The organism is Arthrobacter sp. LAR12-1-1.1 (assembly GCF_040676555.1).
GTDB lineage: Bacteria > Actinomycetota > Actinomycetes > Actinomycetales > Micrococcaceae > Arthrobacter.
The window spans coordinates 448073-463288 of sequence record NZ_JBEGIG010000001.1; the positions used below are offsets into that span (position 1 = coordinate 448073).

Genomic DNA, 15216 nt, shown 5'->3' on the forward strand with positions numbered 1-15216 from the left:
CCCGCGGGGGGCTTTGTTCCTAGGAACCGGGGCTGAGTCCCAGCAGTTCCGCCAGGAACGTTGCGGCCTCCCGGTGCCGGGCAAACAGGCCGCCTGTGAGAGCTTCGGTTCCGCGCAGCGGCTCGCGGGTAGGGACCCGCTGGAGCCTGCCGCGGCCGGGGACATCGAAGATCACCGAGTCCCAGCTGGCCCCCGCGAGGTCTGCGCCGAACCGGCTGACGCAGCGTCCGCGGAAGTAGGCCCGCGTGTCCGACGGCGGTTCGGTTACCGCGCGGGCGATCGCGGCGTCGTCCACGATCCGCTGCATCCGGTCGCGGGCCAGGAGCCGGTAGTACAGCCCTTTTTCGGGGCGGATGTCGGCCCACTGCAGGTCCACGAGGCCCAGCCGCGCGCTGTCCCAGCCCAGGCCGTCCCGCTGCCGGTAGCCCTCCAGCAGGGACAGCTTGGCGAGCCACTCCACCGAGGACGCGGCCGCCGCCCGGTCGCCGCCGAGTTCGCTCAACGTGGCGGACCACCGTTCCAGGACCTCGTGGGTGTGGCCGTCACCGTCCACCGCGTCCGCGACGCCGGTGTCCTGCGCATGCTTCGAAGCGGCCTCCAAGTAGATCCACTGCAGGTCCAGGGCGGTGATCCGTCGGCCGTCGCCCAGGCGCAGCAGCGCGGTGAGCGAGGTGTCGTGGCTGACGGCCTGCAGCGCGGCGACGGGCTCGTGGATTTCAATCCGCGGCGCCAGCCCGGCTTCGATCAGGCTCAGGACCATGGCGGTGGTGCCGAACTTGAGGAAGTTGGACGCCTGGCTGAGGTTGGCGTCGCCAATGATGACATGCAGCCTGCGGTATTTGTCCGCCGTGGCGTGGGGCTCGTCCCGGGTGTTGATGATGGGGCGGCGGATGGTGGTTTCCAGGCCCACTTCGGTTTCGAAGAAGTCAGCGCGCTGGCTGATCTGGTAGCCGGACCGGGCGCTGTCCTGCCCGAGGCCCACCCGTCCGGCACCGCAAATGATCTGCCGGGTGACGAAAAACGGCGTGAGGCCGCGCACGATCTCGCCGAACGGCACCGAGCGGGGCATCAGGTAGTTCTCGTGCGAGCCGTAGGAGACGGACTTGTTGTCTGTGTTGTTCTTGTACAGATTGACCGGCGGCAGGTCGGGATCGGCGGCGAGGCGCCGGACGGCGGCCAACGCCACGAGGTCGCCGGCGGCGTCCCACGTGACGGCGGCGCGGGGGTTGGTCACCTCGGGGCTGGAATACTCCGGATGGGCGTGGTCCACGTACAGCCGTGCGCCGTTGCCCAGGACCATGTTCATGAGCAGCGTGCCGGACTCGTCCTCGCCGTCTGCCTCGAGTTCCTGCCGGCCGTATGCGAGGGCGATCGCCTCGGCGTCGAGGACAGGAGGCTGGTCGGTCAGCTGTTCCGGATCCGCGCTGCCGCGCTCGAGGGTCCAGCCGCGGGCGTCGTGCAGCGGCTCCTCATCGGTGTAGTCCCACCGCGTTTCGGCGCCGCCGGCGGCGCGTTGCCGCGTTACCTGGGCGTATGCCTGGATGACCCGGGCTGACATCATCGTGGCGTTGGCTCCGGGGGCCGAGGGCGCGTGGATGCCGTATTCGGTCTCCGAGCCCATCACTCTCATCGCCCCGCCGACCGGCAGCCCGCCCGCAGTGTCGGCAGGCTTGCCGGGGACAACAGCCGTCACAGGTACTGCCCTGTGCTGGGCATCGTCTCGATGGACTTCCCGGGCTCCTGGCCGGCCTTGCCCTGGACGATGGTGCGGATATACGTGATGCGCTCGCCCTTCTTGCCGGAGATCCGTGCCCAGTCGTCCGGGTTGGTGGTGTTGGGCATGTCCTCGTGTTCACGGAACTCGTCCACGACCGCCCGGAGCAGGTGGTCGATCCGCAGGCCCTTCTGCCCGATGGTCAACAGGTCCTTGATGGCGTACTTCTTGGCCCGGTCCACGACGTTCTGCACCACGGCGCCGGAATTGAAGTCCTTGAAGTAGAGCATTTCGGTGTCGCCATTGGCGTACGTGACCTCGAGATATTCGTTGGACTTCTCGGTGGAGTACATGGCCTCGACGGTCCGCTGCACCATGGCGTCCACTGTCGCCTGCACGTCGCCGTTGTGCTCGGCGAGGTCGGTCTCGTGGAAAGGCAGGTCCGTGGTGATGTACTTGTTGAAGATGTCGGCCGCGGCCTCGGCGTCGGGTCGCTGGATCTTGACCTTGACGTCCAGGCGGCCCGGGCGCAGGATCGCCGGATCGATCATGTCTTCCCGGTTGGAGGCGCCGATCACGATCACGTTGTCCAGCCGTTCGACGCCGTCGATCTCGCTGAGGAGCTGCGGGACGATGGTCGTTTCGACGTCGGAGGAAATGCCCGTGCCGCGGGTGCGGAACAGGGAATCCATTTCATCGAAGAACACCACCACCGGGCTGCCTTCGGAGGCCTTCTCCCGGGCGCGCGCGAAGATCAGGCGGATGTGCCGTTCGGTCTCGCCGACGTACTTGTCGAGCAGCTCGGGTCCCTTGATGTTCAGGAAATAGCTCTTCATGTCCGTCTTGCCGGCGCGCTCGGCGGCGCGCGCGGCCAACGAGTTGGCCACGGCTTTGGCGATCAGGGTCTTGCCGCAGCCGGGCGGGCCGTACAGCAGGATGCCTTTGGGCGCCTTCAGCCCGTGCTCCCGGTACAGGTCCGGATGCAGGAACGGCAGTTCGACGGCGTCGCGGATCTGTTCGATCTGCGGACCCAGGCCGCCGATGTCCTGGTAGGTGATGTCCGGGACTTCCTCGAGCACGAGGTTCTCCACCTCAGAGCGCGGGATTTTTTCCAGCGCGTAACCGGTGCGTGAATCGATCGACAGTGCGTCGCCGACCCGGAGCCGCTGGGCGAGCAGGGCACCGGAGAGCCGGATGACCCGCTCCTCGTCGGCGCGGCCCACTACCAGGGCGCGGTCCGGCCCCAGCATTTCCTTCAGCGTGACAAGGTCACCGGCCCGTTCGTAGCCTAGCCCGGCGACCACCATGAGGGCTTCGTTAAGCAGGACTTCCTGCCCGACGGCCAGTTGGCTGATGTTGACCAGCGGGCTGATCCCCACCCGCATCTTGCGGCCGGCGTTGAAGATATCCACGGATTCTTCCGTGGCCGCCTGGCCGCTGTTCCCGGCCGTCGGCTGTCGCTTCGGGTTGAGTTGGAGGATTGTGCCGAAGCTGTACGGCGGCTGTCCCTCCTGGTCGAGGGCGTTCTTCAGCCGCAGGATCTCGGCCTTGGCCGTTTCCAGCATGCTGACCAGCTTGGAGTTGTTCTGCGTGGCGGCAGCAAGCTGACGGTCAATGTGGCGGAGCTTGTCCCGGAGGATGTTGACCTGCCGCTCTGCGACTGACAGTTCACTGGCGGCGTACCGTTCACCCTCGCCGGCTGCGGGCCGGGCCGCGTCCGTGCGTGCGGCAGCATCCGCTGCGCCCTCGGCCGGTGTGCGGCCCGGGTCAGTATTCGGAGTCTCCATCGTGCATCAGCCCCTTCCTGCTCTTCTGTTAAGACCATAGCCCTAAGAAGGCGGGTGCCGCTGGAGACATCCGAAATATGCTGCCTAGTTCGTTATCTCCGGGGCGTCGACGACATTTGTTCCGGCGATTGCGTCACGGGCGGCGCGGCGCAGCTTCTTGTCCGAGACCGCCCGCTCGCCGACGGCGCCCGGGGTCCAGGCGTTGACGTCTTCTTCGTTAAAGTCGGTCTTGGAGGGGCGGCGTTTCACCGAAATTCCCGTGACACCGTCGGCGAGGCGGCGGGTTACCAGCAGGAAGCCCGTGTGGGCGACCATGCGGTGGTCCGGGCGCACGGCCAGGCCCTCGAGATGCCAGCCGCGGACCATGGATTCCCACGCGTCGGGTTCGGTGAACCTTCCGTCCGCGCGGATGGCTTCGGCTGTCCGCGAAAGCTGCGTCACAGTCGCGACATAATTGATCCACACTCCCCCGGGTGCCAGGACCGTGGCGACGGCGTCGAGGCATTCCCACGGGGCGAGCATGTCCAGGACCACGCGGTCCACGGAGCCGGGTTCCTCGGTGCGCACCACTTCCTCCTGGAAGTCGCCGAGTGAGATCTTCCAGGCCGGGTGCGGGCCGCCGAAGATGGTCTCGACGTTGCCGCGGGCGATGTCCGCGAACTCCTGGCGGCGTTCAAAGGAATGCAGGTAGCCGTTGTCCCCCACCGCGCGCAGCAGGGAGATGGACAGGGCGCCCGAGCCGACGCCGGCTTCAACAACGCGCGCGCCGGGGAAGATGTCCGCCATGGTCACGATCTGGCCGGCGTCCTTGGGGTAGACCACGGCTGCGCCGCGCGGCATCGAGAGCACGAAGTCCGAGAGCAGCGGGCGCAGGGTCTGGTACTGCTGTCCGACGTTGTTGACGACCACCGAGCCGTCAGGCTTGCCGATGATCTCATCATGGTTCAGGAATCCCCGGTGGGTGTGGAATGCCCCGCCGACCTCGAGCGTGATCGTGTTCATGCGGCCGCGTTCGTCCGTGAGCTGGACCCGCTCGCCTTCGCGGAACGGTCCGCGGCGGCGCGCCGCGCCGGTCGCACCGTTCGCGGTGGTGGCGGCGGTGGTTTCACCTGCGGCGGTCTTAGTGCCTGCGGCAGTGTTGATGCCGGCGGCGGCGTTGGCGGCAGTGTCGCTGCTCATGAAGATGTTCCTCGCTCCTGTAAAGCTGTGTGGCCGCAGACATGCCGGCGGCCACCGGTCCTTGCGCGTGGGGGCCGGAAAATCACGACCGCCCAGTAACTCTACCGGTTCTGTCCCTGGTTCTGGCGTTCGTTCCGGTACTTGCCTGTGATGGCACGCAGGACGGCGGACTGGCGCAGCAGCCCGGTGACGGCGCCCTCTCGGTCCACCACCGCGTAGTCCTGGCCTTCGATCTGGGCCAGGTACTGGACCAGTTCCTGGCCTTTGGACCATTCGGGGACATAGGCGCCGGCGCCAAGGGGGTAGGAGACCGCGGTCAGGGCGGTCGCTGCGGCCAGGTCGGCAGGCACGGTGGCGGCCGCTGCGGCGTCCACGATGCCCACGGGGCGGCCGTCCCGGTCGCACAGCACCACGGCGGGCTTTCCTGCCGGCGCCCGGTCCTGGAGGTCTGCGACCGTGGCGGTTTCAGGGAGGCCGACGGCGGGTTCGGCGAGGGCCGCGGCATCGACAAGGTACAGCCGGCTCCGCAGGCGGGCCTGCTGGATCGACGCCGACGCCCCCATCCACAGGAAGCTGCCCACCAGGGCGGTGATGAGGGTGAAGGAAATATCCGGCCGTGCGCCGCTGAGCAGGGGCAGGACAATGAACCACAGGGCCAGGCCGATCACGATGATCCGGCCGGCCCAACCGGCGGCAATGGTGCCCTTTTCCTGGCTGCCGGTGGCTTTCCAGACGGCGGATTCGACCAGCCGGCCCCCGTCCAGCGGAAGGCCGGGAAGCACGTTGAAGATGCCGATCAGCAGGTTGGCCCAGACGAAGATGTTGGCCAGGATGTCGGCCACGCCGCTCAGGTTCCCGTACGCGAGCGGGAGCCAGCCGGCGCCGGCAAGGGCGAAGTTCGCCGCCGGGCCTGCCATCGCCACCAGGACGGAGCGGCCGGGTGAGGCAGTGAAGCTCTGGAACTGGGTGTGGCCGCCCCAGAGGTTGAGGACAATTTTCTCCGTGGGCCAGTGGAAAATCTTGGCGGTCAGCGCGTGCGCGAGTTCGTGGGCCAGCACGGAGATCAGGAGCAGCAGCGCGTAGGCGAAGGCGACGAAGAAGGCGGTGACGCCGAGGCGCGGATTGTTGCTCTGCAGGACCGGCCCGTACGCGATCACCGTGAAGGCCGCGATGATGAACCAGGAATACGCCAGAAAAACCGGAATGCCGGCGATGCGGCCCAGCGGGATCCCCTCACGGCGGCTTGCCGGGTTCTTGCCGGGCTGTCCGTGGCCACCGGTGTCAGCCACGGGGACGGCTCCCGGTCGAGGTGCCGGCCAGGGCGGCGGTCGAGTGGGGCGGCGAGAGAGCGGCTGAGTCCGCCGCGCCCCCGAAGGTGGCGTCCGGGAATTCGTGCCGCAGGGCCACGAGCTCTTCCAGGTCCGCAACCGTGCGGCCTTCAAGGGTGTCCCAGGTGGCGCGGCGGGGATCGTCCGGGAGGGGCAGGATGTGCGGGATGGCGACCGTGACGACCCCGGAGGCCACGGCGGCGGCGACACCCGGCACGGAATCTTCCAGGGCCACGCAGTGGTGCAGGCCGAGCTCGGGGTCCTGCTGCTGCAGGAGCTCAACGGCCGTCAGGTACGCTTCCGGGTGCGGCTTCCCCTGCGTGACCGTGTCCCCCGTGACGAGGAACTCGAAGTAGGGCTCCGGCAGGCTCGCAACGATCTCCCGGGCCAGCGGGGCTTCGGACATGGTGACGAGGGCGCAGCGGACGCCGGCGTTGTACAGTTCGTCGAGCAGTTCGCGGGCGCCGGGGCGCCAAGGAACGCAGTTCCGGACCTGGCTGACCACATGGCCGGTGAGGGTGTCGATGATGTCGCGCCGTTCCATCGCCACGCCGGCTTCCTGCAGGATGCCCGCGGAAAACGTCAGGGACTGTCCCACGAGCTGCATGGCCTGGTCCTGGGACCATTGTCCGCCGTGGGCTTCAACGAGCGCGCGTTCGGCTTCGATCCAGTAGGGCTCGGTGTCGACAATGGTGCCATCCATGTCCCAGAGCGCTGCTTTAAGGAGGGGCCGGGACGCTGAGGATTGCATGCCTTCCAGTCTACGGGGAAGCCCGCGGCCGGGTGCCCGCGCTACGCCTACGGCGAATTCCGACTTCCCGGCCGCGGGATTCCGGGCGGAAATTGGGCGGAAATGGGGCACGCTCAGTGCCGTATTGCCTGCGCGGGGCGGGGTCTTGGACGTAGGGTGATGGCATGAACAGCTTCGAGGCAGACCCCACCGAACCAGGCGCCGTCTCCGAGCCGGAGCGGCTGCTGCAGCCCGTCCCCGAGGGCCGGCGGATCACCGTCATGCTGGCGGCCTTTGAAGGCTGGAACGACGCCGGGGAAGCCGCCAGCGATGCCCTGCGCTATCTGAACAAGCTCTGGGGCGGCAAGAAGGTCGCTGCGATCGACGCGGACGAGTACTACGACTTCCAGTTCACCCGGCCCACGATCCGCCGGACGGCGGCCGGTGAGCGGAAGATCAAGTGGCCCTCCACTCGCATCTTCAAGGCCAGCGTCCCCGACTCGAACGTGGACGTCATCTTCGTCCAGGGCACCGAGCCCTCCTACAAGTGGCGTGCCTACACGGCGGAGCTGCTGGTGCATGCCGAGGCCCTGCATGTGGACTACGTCATCCTGGTCGGTGCGCTGCTGGCTGACGTGCCGCACAGCCGCCCGATTCCGGTCAGCACTTCGACGGACGACGCCGCACTGCGTGAGCGGATGGACTTGGAGGCCTCGCAGTACGAGGGGCCGGTGGGGATTGTCGGCGTGCTCGGCGAGGTGGCGTTGCTGGCCGGGCTCCCGACGGTCTCGCTCTGGGCGGCCGTGCCGCATTATGTGGCCCAGGCGCCGTCACCGAAAGCTCAGCTGGCCCTGCTGCACCGGATCGAGGAGCTGGTCCAGGTCCCCCTGGACACCACGGAACTGGTGGAGGAGGCCGACGCGTGGGAGCGCGGCGTGGACGAACTCGCCACCGAGGATCCCGAAATTGCGGCGTATGTCCGCCAGCTGGAGGAGGCCAAGGACACCGCCGACCTCCCGGAGGCCAGCGGCGAATCGATCGCCCGCGAGTTCGAGCGCTACCTTAAGCGCCGGGGCAAGGACAAGCCCTAGGCCGTACCTGCCTTCTTATCTGCGGAATCCACGGACCCTTCCAAGGGTTCTTCCCCGGGCCAGAGTCTTATGACCCTGCCGGTGGGCGCCTGTCGGGGCAAGAGTGGGACCTGCGCTACCGGTTGGGGTACCGTCCCGGCCTGGGCCGGGCAGGCCTCCCCCCCGCTCGGGATTCGGTTCTGTCCGACACCCTCGGGACCGGCAGCGTCGAGGAAGAAGCGGAGTGGCCGTTACGCCGGCCAGAACCCAGTGGAGGTCACACCATGTCAGAGCACAACTACACCTTGTTCGTGTCCTCGTACGCCGACGAGGACTCGGCGGCAGAGGATTTCAAGGCGATCAAAAGCATGGACGACGCGGCCGTGGCTGCTGCGGTGGTCCTGTCGCGTGACGCTTCGGGCAAGACCGAGGTCAAGGAGCACGGGGGCGGACTGGTCGCCGGCGGCACTACGGCCGGCGCCATCGGCGGGCTGGTGGTCGGTCTGTTCGCTCCGCCGCTCCTGCTGTCCGGCGTGATCGGTGCCGGAATCGGCGCAGGTGTTGGCGCCATCAGGAAGCGGCACGAGGAGAAGGCCATCGGCGTCAACGCGGACGAGTGGCTGCCGCCGGGCTCCTCGGCGATCGTGGCCCTCGTCGACGACCTCTACCTCGACCGAGTCGACAAGGCGATCGACAAGGCCACCAAGAGGGTCAGCAAGGCTGTCGAAAGTGGTGACTACGACGCCGTGGTCAAGGCCATCAACGAGGGTGACCAGAAGATCATCGACGCCGCTTCGTCCTGATCGGCCGAGGCGGCGGGTTAGAGCTCGACGCCGAGCAGGGCGTTGACGGCGTCGTTCACCAGCGCGGCGTCCGTGGCCGCGGCGGTCCCCGGGGATTCCAGGGCGGACTTGGCCCAGACGTCGACGGCGGCGAGGGCGCCGGGCGCGTTGAGGTCGTTGGCGAGTTCGGTCCGCATCCGGCCGATCAGGGCCGCGGCGGAGCCGTGGGGAGCCACGGCGAGGGCCTCGCGCCAGGTGCGGAGCCGGTCTTTGGCTTCGGCGAACCCGTCGACGGTCCAGGACCAGTCCGTGCGGTAGTGGTGGGCCAGGATCGCCAGGCGGATTGCGGCCGGCTCTTCCCCGTCGGCGCGGAGCCTGGAGACCAGGACCAGGTTGCCCTTGGACTTGCTCATCTTTTCCCCGTCGAGGCCCACCATGCCTGCGTGCGCGAAGTGGCGGGCCAGCGGCACGCCGGCCAGCGAGTACGCGTGGCCGGCACCCATTTCGTGGTGCGGGAAGACGAGGTCCGAGCCGCCGCCTTGGACGGTAAACGGCTTGGGTAGGTACTCCTGGGCGATTACGGTGCATTCGACGTGCCAGCCGGGCCGGCCCTCCCCCAGCTCGCCGCCGGGCCAGCGGGGCTCGCCCTCGCGGGCAACCCGCCAAAGCAGCGGGTCCAGCGCCTGGCGCTTCCCGGCCCGGCCCGGGTCTCCGCCGCGTTCGGCGAAGAGTTCCAGCATTTCGGCGTCGGAGAGGCCGGAAATCGATCCCAGGGTCCAGGCGTCGACGGCGTCGGCCGAGTGTTTCCCGGCGGCTTCGACGTCGTAGTACACGTCGCCGTCGGGCTCGCCGCCGGTGCCGGGGACGCGGTACGCGAGCCCGCTGTGCAGGAGGCGCTCGATGGCGGGAACGATCAGGGGAACGGCCTCGACGGCACCGATGTAGTGATCCGGGGCGAGGACGTTCAGGGCCTCCATGTCGGTCTGGAAAAGCTCGATCTGGCTCGCGGCGAGTTCGCGCCAGTCGACGCCGGTGGCCGTCGCGCGCTCCAGGAGGGGATCGTCGACGTCGGTCACGTTCTGGACGTAGGCGACGTGCTGGCGGCCGTCCCGCCACGCGCGGTTCAGGAGGTCGAAGGCGACATAGCTGGCCGCGTGGCCCATGTGCGTGGCGTCATAGGGGGTGATGCCGCAGACATACATGGACTGCTCACCGGTGGCCTCCAGGGTGACGATTCCGCCCTTGGCGGTGTCGAAGAGGCGCACGGCGGGCATGCTGCCGGGGAGCTGGGCAACAGGGCGGGAGATCCAGGATTTCACAGCCCAAGCCTAGTGCTAGGCGCTGATGACATTGAAACCGAGCAGCAGGAACAGGGACATACCCAGGAGGATCCGGTACCAGACAAAGAGCCGGTAGCCGCGGGTGGAGACGTACTTCAGGAACCAGCCAATGATGACGTAGCCCACAATGAAGGCGATCACGGTGGCCAGGGCCGTTTCCGCGAGCCCGTACGGGCCGGTGATGCCTTCCTTGGAAACCACCTTGTACAGCTGGTACAGGCCGCTGCCGAACACGGCGGGGATGGCCAGCAGGAACGAATACCGGGCCGCCGCCTCACGGGTGTAGCCCATCAGGAGCCCGGCGCTGATGGTGCCGCCGGAGCGGGACACGCCAGGGAACAGGGCCAGGGCCTGCGCGAGTCCGTAATATAGGCCATGTTTGTAGGTCAGCTGCGTCAGTTCGCGGTTCTGCCGGCCGATGGTGTCGGCCACCGCGAGGACCATGCCGAACACAATCAGCATGGTCGCGACGCCCCATAGGCTGCGGAGCACCGACTCGATCTGGTCCTGGAACAACAGGCCGAGGACGATGATCGGGACGCTACCCAGGATCACCAGCCAGCCCATGCGCGCATCCGGGTCATGCCGGGACGCTTTGCCGGTCAGCGAAGCGGACCACGCGCGGATGATCCGCAGGATGTCGCGCCAGAAATAGACAATTACAGCCGTCTCGGTGCCCAGCTGGGTGATGGCCGTAAAGGCCGCGCCGGGGTCTGACGCCTCCGGCAGGAAGGCGCCGACAATCCGCAGATGGGCGCTCGAGGAAATCGGGAGGAACTCGGTCAGCCCCTGTACCAGGCCCAGCAGAGCCGCTTGTATCCAGTTCACGTTTATAGACCCTACGTTATGAAGCAGGGCGAATCCCCGTAAGCTTGCTGGCATGCAGCAGCGTTATGTCGGCAACAGTGGGTTGCGCGTGTCCGCCCTATCCCTTGGCACCATGTCCTGGGCCCGGGAAACCGAGGAACAGGATGCGGCCGCCCTGGTGCGGTCCTTCGTCGATGCCGGCGGAACCCTGATCGACACCGCGGCATCCTACGCCGACGGGCAGGCCGAGGCGATGCTCGGCGGAATGCTGGGCGACGTCGTCGCCCGTTCCGAAGTGGTGATCTCCACGAAGGCCGGACTGACGACGGCGGACGGGCGCCGCAGCGTCGACACGTCCCGCAACGGCATGCTCTCCGGGCTTGACGCGAGCCTTGCCCGGCTGGGCACCGACTATGTGGATCTCTGGTTCGCGCACGCCTGGGATTCAAATGTGCCGCTGGAGGAGACCCTGTCCGCGCTGGACCACGCCGTGCGGTCCGGCCGGGCACGTTACGCCGGCGTCTCCAATTTCAACGGCTGGCAGACAGCCAAGGCCGCCGCCATTGCGGGCTTTCCCCTCGTGGCCAACCAGTCCGAATACTCGCTCCTGCAGCGCAGCGCGGAGATTGAACTGATTCCGGCCATCGAGGACGCCGGGCTCGGCCTGATGGCCTGGGGTCCGATCGGACGCGGCGTCCTGAGCGGTAAATACCGCGGGCACATTCCCGGGGATTCCCGTGCCGCCAACCAGCGGCTCGCCACGTACGTGGAGCCTTATCTCGAGGCGCCGGCGTCAAGCGTGGTGGAAGCCGTCGCCATGGCGGCGAAGGGGCTCGGCCGGACGCCCCTGGATGTGTCGCTGAGCTGGCTCCTGTCCCAGCAAGGGGTGGCCACCGCGGTGGTCGGCCCCCGGACGCAGGTTCAGCTCAAGGAGATCCTGGATTCGGCCCTCGCGCCGCTTCCGCCGGAGATCGCCCAGGCCCTCGAGGATGTGTCCGACCCGGCCTGAGGCCGGTCCGGGGGTTCCGCAGGACCTGATTCTCTGGGTTTGTCCGTTCCCTGAGCCTGTCAGTTCTCTGAGTTCTGCAGGATCTCGAGGTCCTCTTCGTCGTCGATGTCGTCTTCGTCATCGTCGTCTTCGTCGCCGTCGATCACTTCCAGGGGCGTCACTTCCCCATACGCCTCATACAGGGCGTCGTCGTAGACTTCAAAGGCGTCAGCAACGGCGAAGAACGCCGCCTCGACCGCGGGATCCCCATCACTTCTGCGGGCGGAAGCCGCCGCCAGGTGTTCTTCCAATGCAGAGGTCAGTGACTGAAGCGCGACACGCGGATCGATGCTCATGACTTCACGTTAGTCGGAAAAAGACGAAAATGGAGAGCAATGAAAGAACATTTTCTGAGCAGCTCGGTCCGGCGGGAACGGGACTATGTGAAGCAGTACGAGTACCTCGTCCTGACGGTCGGTCCTGAGGATTCCCTGCCTGAGGCACGCCGGCGGCTCGTGGAGCATTCCGAGTACGGCAAATGGGAACTGGAACGCAGCCGCCTCTACGTGGGCGGCGGGCGGCGTTTCTGGTTGCGCCGGAAAGTCATCCAGGTCCAGCGCACCGTCTAGGACTCCCCCGGCGCTGAAACCACGGGCATCGGCCGGGAGCGGGGCGACCAACGCCGCGGACCCCGGGGCCGCCTTAGGGTGGGTCCAGCGGGCCCAGCCAGGCGTTCGCCACAGTGTTGTGCGCCGACTCGTCGTCTGACGGGTGGAACATGCCGGCCAGCACATCCCGGTACAACCGCTCCAGCTCGGAGCCGCGGAAGTAGCTGGACCCTCCGGATACCCGGATGGCGAGATCCACCACGGCGCGCGCCGTTTCCGTGGCCCTGACCTTGAGGCCCACGAGCCGGGGGAACCACTGGCCGCCGTGGTCTACGAGTCCGTCGACGTCGGCCGCCACGCGGGACAGCTGCGGGTAGAGCGCATCCATGGCCATCGCCGCCTCTGCCACCTTCCAGCGGATGTCCGGGTCCTGGGCGTAGCTGCGGCCGCCGTTCTTGAATGACGTCCGGCGCTTGACCGCTTCAACCCCGAGCGTGAGGGCCCGTTCGCCGATTCCCGTATAGACCGCGGCGAGCAGGGTTTCGAAGCAGGCAAAGATCGCGAAGATCAGGGGGTCGGCGTTCGGGCCCACCGGCAGTTTCCGGAAGATCCTTTCCGCCGGCACGACGGCGCCGTCCAGGAGGGTCGTGTTGGACTGGCTGGCCCGCATGCCGAGCGTGTCCCAGTCCGGCAGAATCTCGTAGCCGGGCGTTTCCCGGGTCATGAATCCGTGGACCAGTTCCCCGGCGCCGTCCTGGGCGGAGGAGTCCTTCCCGAAAATCCCCAGCCGGGTCCACGCCGGTGACAGGCTCGTGAAGATCTTGCGGCCGCTGAAGCTGTAGCCGCCGTCGGGCAGGGGGACGGCCTCGGTGCGGGAATCGAACAGCACGGAGTCGTTACCGGCCTCCGAATTGCCGAAGGCAAAGACCTCCCCCTGCGCAGCCTCCTGCAGGATGAAATCCAGCGAGGGGTCACCCCGGGCGGCCAGCACCTGGGCGACGCCGGTCCACACCAGGTGCATGTTGACGGCAAGTGCGGTGGCCGGCGCCGCCGTCGCCAGAAGCCGCTGCAGCTGCGCCGCTTCCGCCAGCCTGAGTCCGAGGCCGCCGTCGGCCGCGGGGACAAAAATCTTCAGATAGCCGGCCGCCTTCAGCTCGGCAAGGTCCTCGTGGAAGAAGGCGTTGTCGCGGTCGTAGCCGGCGGCGCGTCCCCGGATCCGTTCCAGCAGCGGCCCGCTAAGGATGTCCTCGGGCGTCATGGCCGGGTGTCCGCTCAGTAGTTGGTGAGCAGGGTGTCGAGCACCCGCGCCCCAAATTTCAAGGAATCCGCCGGGACGCGTTCGTCGACGCCGTGGAACATGCCAGTGAAGTCGAGTTCGTCCGGGAGCATCAACGGGGCGAAGCCATAGCCGGTGATGCCCAGCCGGCTCAGGGACTTGTTGTCGGTCCCGCCGGACAGCGTGTACGGCAACACCTTGGCGCCCGGATCCTCGGAATGCAGGGCATCGATCATCGAATCGACGAGGTTGCCGGCGAACGGCACCTCCAGCGAGACGTCGTTGTGCACGTAGCTGATGTCCACGCCGGTGCCGGCAAGCTCCCGCACGATCTCCAGGACCTGCTGCTCCTGCCCGGGCAGGGTCCGGCAGTCGATGAGGGCCTCGGCCGACTCCGGAATGACGTTGTGCTTGTAGCCGCCCTTGAGCAGGGTGGGATTGGTGGTGTTCTGCAGTGTGGCGCCGACAAAGCGGGCCACCGTGCCGAGTTCCTTGAGGATCTTGTCCGGATCGTCCGGATCGAATTCGACGCCGGTGAGTTCGGTGACTCCGTCGAGGAACTGCCGGGTGGTCGGTGTGAGCTCGATCGGCCAGTTGTACGCACCAATCCGGGAGACCGCACCGGCAAGCCGGGTCACGGCGTTGTCGGTGTTGATCTGCGAGCCGTGGCCTGCGCGGCCATGGGCAACAAGGCGCAGCCAGGAGAGGCCCTTTTCCGCCGTCTGGAGCAGATAGGTGCGCTGCCCGCCGATGGTGGCGGAAAAGCCGCCGACCTCGGAGATCGCTTCCGTGGCGCCCTCAAAGAGTTCGGGCCGCTTGTCGACGGCGTAGCGGGCGCCGTAGGTGCCGCCGGCTTCCTCGTCGGCGAAGAACGCGAAGATGAGGTCCCGCTTGGGTTTGCGGCCCGTGCGGGCGAAGTTGCGCAGCACAGACAGGATCATGGCGTCCATGTCCTTCATGTCCACGGCGCCGCGCCCCCAGATCAGGCCGTCTTTCAGTTCGGCGCCGAAGGGGTCAACGGACCACTGCTCGCGGAGGGCCGGGACGACGTCCAAGTGGCCGTGGACCACCAGGGCGCTGGCCGAGGAGTCCTCCCCTGCCAGCCGGGTCACCACGCTGGCGCGGCCGGGGGCGGCCTCGAAAATTTCGGCCTCCAGCCCGACTTCCGCCATGAGCCCGGCGGTGTATTCGGCGGCCGCGCGTTCACCGGGGCCGGAGCCGTCACCGTAGTTGGATGTGTCGATGCGGATCAGCTCTTGGCAGATCCTGACGACCTCGTCCTCGGGCCTGGGTTCGGTCCGGTTGTCAGTCATTGCGGCTCCTCGTGGCGGGTGGCTCAATTGCTGGCTTCAGCCTACCCACACGCCCCCGCAAAGCCCCGATTATTTGTTTCCGGAAAAGTCGTGCTAGAGTCTTTCTCGCTGCTTCCGAGAAAAGCAAAACGCTGAAAGGCGAAAACGTTCCCGGAATTACCACCTGCGCGGGTGGCGGAATGGCAGACGCGCTAGCTTGAGGTGCTAGTCCTCGAAAGGGGGTGGGGGTTCAAGTCCCCCTCCGCGCACAACAGGAAACACCCTGGAATCCAAGGATTCCAGGGTGTTTTTTTG

Annotated in this window: 14 protein-coding genes and 1 tRNA gene; 5 read left to right on the forward strand and 10 right to left on the reverse strand. The window is 67.4% G+C overall.

Annotation, left to right across the window (positions count from 1 at the left end; translation table 11 throughout):
* Nucleotides 1–19: 19 nt before the first annotated feature.
* The 5 genes from dop to MRBLAR12_RS02115 all read right to left on the reverse strand — a co-directional run bounded on the left by dop (nt 20) and on the right by MRBLAR12_RS02115 (nt 6759).
* Nucleotides 20–1693, reverse strand: coding sequence for a depupylase/deamidase Dop (gene dop / locus MRBLAR12_RS02095; protein ID WP_414645443.1), 1674 nt, complete (start codon nt 1691–1693; stop codon nt 20–22).
* The gene (gene arc / locus MRBLAR12_RS02100; RefSeq protein WP_229994977.1) at nt 1690–3501 is read right to left on the reverse strand and encodes a proteasome ATPase; all 1812 of its coding nucleotides are present in this window, start codon (nt 3499–3501) and stop codon (nt 1690–1692) included. The genes dop and arc overlap by 4 nt, the downstream gene beginning before the upstream one ends.
* Nucleotides 3502–3585: 84 nt before the next feature.
* On the reverse strand, nt 3586–4680 hold the full coding sequence (locus tag MRBLAR12_RS02105) for a tRNA (adenine-N1)-methyltransferase (RefSeq protein ID WP_229994978.1): 1095 nt from the start codon (nt 4678–4680) through the stop codon (nt 3586–3588).
* A gap of 101 nt (nt 4681–4781) precedes the next feature.
* Nucleotides 4782–5969: a site-2 protease family protein gene (locus MRBLAR12_RS02110; RefSeq protein ID WP_229994979.1), complete on the reverse strand. Its 1188-nt coding sequence runs from the start codon at nt 5967–5969 to the stop codon at nt 4782–4784.
* Nucleotides 5962–6759, reverse strand: coding sequence for an HAD family hydrolase (locus tag MRBLAR12_RS02115; protein WP_229994980.1), 798 nt, complete (start codon nt 6757–6759; stop codon nt 5962–5964). Before MRBLAR12_RS02115 ends, MRBLAR12_RS02110 begins: the two co-directional genes overlap by 8 nt.
* Before the next feature lie 164 nt (nt 6760–6923).
* On the opposite strand from MRBLAR12_RS02115, the gene MRBLAR12_RS02120 reads away from it, so the two are divergent.
* Both MRBLAR12_RS02120 and MRBLAR12_RS02125 read left to right on the forward strand, forming a co-directional pair.
* Complete coding sequence (locus MRBLAR12_RS02120) at nt 6924–7829, forward strand: PAC2 family protein (RefSeq protein ID WP_229994981.1); 906 nt, start codon at nt 6924–6926, stop codon at nt 7827–7829.
* Between the two features lie 263 nt (nt 7830–8092).
* Entirely contained in the window at nt 8093–8611 is a 519-nt protein-coding gene (locus tag MRBLAR12_RS02125; protein ID WP_229994982.1) for a DUF1269 domain-containing protein, read from the forward strand.
* A gap of 17 nt (nt 8612–8628) precedes the next feature.
* On the opposite strand, the gene mshC is transcribed toward MRBLAR12_RS02125, so the two are convergent.
* Together mshC and MRBLAR12_RS02135 are read right to left on the reverse strand one after the other, a co-directional pair.
* Entirely contained in the window at nt 8629–9909 is a 1281-nt protein-coding gene (gene mshC, locus MRBLAR12_RS02130) for a cysteine--1-D-myo-inosityl 2-amino-2-deoxy-alpha-D-glucopyranoside ligase (RefSeq protein WP_229994983.1), read from the reverse strand.
* 15 nt (nt 9910–9924) lie between these two features.
* Nucleotides 9925–10758 carry an undecaprenyl-diphosphate phosphatase gene (locus MRBLAR12_RS02135; RefSeq protein WP_229994984.1) on the reverse strand — a complete coding sequence of 278 codons (834 nt, stop codon included), beginning with the start codon at nt 10756–10758 and terminating at the stop codon, nt 9925–9927.
* A gap of 52 nt (nt 10759–10810) precedes the next feature.
* On the opposite strand from MRBLAR12_RS02135, the gene MRBLAR12_RS02140 reads away from it, so the two are divergent.
* Nucleotides 10811–11746, forward strand: a complete 936-nt coding sequence (locus MRBLAR12_RS02140) for an aldo/keto reductase (RefSeq protein ID WP_229994985.1) — start codon at nt 10811–10813, stop codon at nt 11744–11746.
* A 59-nt stretch (nt 11747–11805) separates the two neighbouring features.
* On the opposite strand, the gene MRBLAR12_RS02145 is transcribed toward MRBLAR12_RS02140, so the two are convergent.
* Nucleotides 11806–12081 carry a hypothetical protein gene (locus MRBLAR12_RS02145; RefSeq protein ID WP_229994986.1) on the reverse strand — a complete coding sequence of 92 codons (276 nt, stop codon included), beginning with the start codon at nt 12079–12081 and terminating at the stop codon, nt 11806–11808.
* 39 nt (nt 12082–12120) lie between these two features.
* Here MRBLAR12_RS02145 and MRBLAR12_RS02150 point away from each other — a divergent pair, with 39 nt between their 5' ends.
* Entirely contained in the window at nt 12121–12354 is a 234-nt protein-coding gene (locus tag MRBLAR12_RS02150) for a DUF5703 family protein (RefSeq protein ID WP_018772920.1), read from the forward strand.
* Nucleotides 12355–12427: 73 nt separating this feature from the next.
* On the opposite strand, the gene MRBLAR12_RS02155 is transcribed toward MRBLAR12_RS02150, so the two are convergent.
* Both MRBLAR12_RS02155 and MRBLAR12_RS02160 read right to left on the reverse strand, forming a co-directional pair.
* A complete protein-coding gene (locus MRBLAR12_RS02155; protein ID WP_364743191.1) occupies nt 12428–13591 on the reverse strand; it encodes an acyl-CoA dehydrogenase family protein in 1164 nt (387 codons plus the stop codon).
* Nucleotides 13592–13605: 14 nt separating this feature from the next.
* Nucleotides 13606–14922 carry a M20/M25/M40 family metallo-hydrolase gene (locus MRBLAR12_RS02160; RefSeq protein WP_229994988.1) on the reverse strand — a complete coding sequence of 439 codons (1317 nt, stop codon included), beginning with the start codon at nt 14920–14922 and terminating at the stop codon, nt 13606–13608.
* A 165-nt stretch (nt 14923–15087) separates the two neighbouring features.
* Here MRBLAR12_RS02160 and MRBLAR12_RS02165 point away from each other — a divergent pair.
* A tRNA-Leu gene (locus tag MRBLAR12_RS02165) sits at nt 15088–15170 on the forward strand.
* Nucleotides 15171–15216: the final 46 nt, after the last annotated feature.

What these genes read in the sequence shown, in the direction of transcription:
- arc (WP_229994977.1), bottom strand. Translation starts at nt 3,501, where the DNA reads ATGGAGACTCCGAATACTGACCCGGGCCGCACACCGGCCGAGGGCGCA.
- MRBLAR12_RS02105 (WP_229994978.1), bottom strand. Translation starts at nt 4,680, where the DNA reads ATGAGCAGCGACACTGCCGCCAACGCCGCCGCCGGCATCAACACTGCC.
- MRBLAR12_RS02115 (WP_229994980.1), bottom strand. Translation starts at nt 6,759, where the DNA reads ATGCAATCCTCAGCGTCCCGGCCCCTCCTTAAAGCAGCGCTCTGGGAC.
- MRBLAR12_RS02120 (WP_229994981.1), top strand. Translation starts at nt 6,924, where the DNA reads ATGAACAGCTTCGAGGCAGACCCCACCGAACCAGGCGCCGTCTCCGAG.
- MRBLAR12_RS02125 (WP_229994982.1), top strand. Translation starts at nt 8,093, where the DNA reads ATGTCAGAGCACAACTACACCTTGTTCGTGTCCTCGTACGCCGACGAG.
- MRBLAR12_RS02140 (WP_229994985.1), top strand. Translation starts at nt 10,811, where the DNA reads ATGCAGCAGCGTTATGTCGGCAACAGTGGGTTGCGCGTGTCCGCCCTA.
- MRBLAR12_RS02145 (WP_229994986.1), bottom strand. Translation starts at nt 12,081, where the DNA reads ATGAGCATCGATCCGCGTGTCGCGCTTCAGTCACTGACCTCTGCATTG.
- MRBLAR12_RS02150 (WP_018772920.1), top strand. Translation starts at nt 12,121, where the DNA reads ATGAAAGAACATTTTCTGAGCAGCTCGGTCCGGCGGGAACGGGACTAT.
- MRBLAR12_RS02155 (WP_364743191.1), bottom strand. Translation starts at nt 13,591, where the DNA reads ATGACGCCCGAGGACATCCTTAGCGGGCCGCTGCTGGAACGGATCCGG.
- MRBLAR12_RS02160 (WP_229994988.1), bottom strand. Translation starts at nt 14,922, where the DNA reads ATGACTGACAACCGGACCGAACCCAGGCCCGAGGACGAGGTCGTCAGG.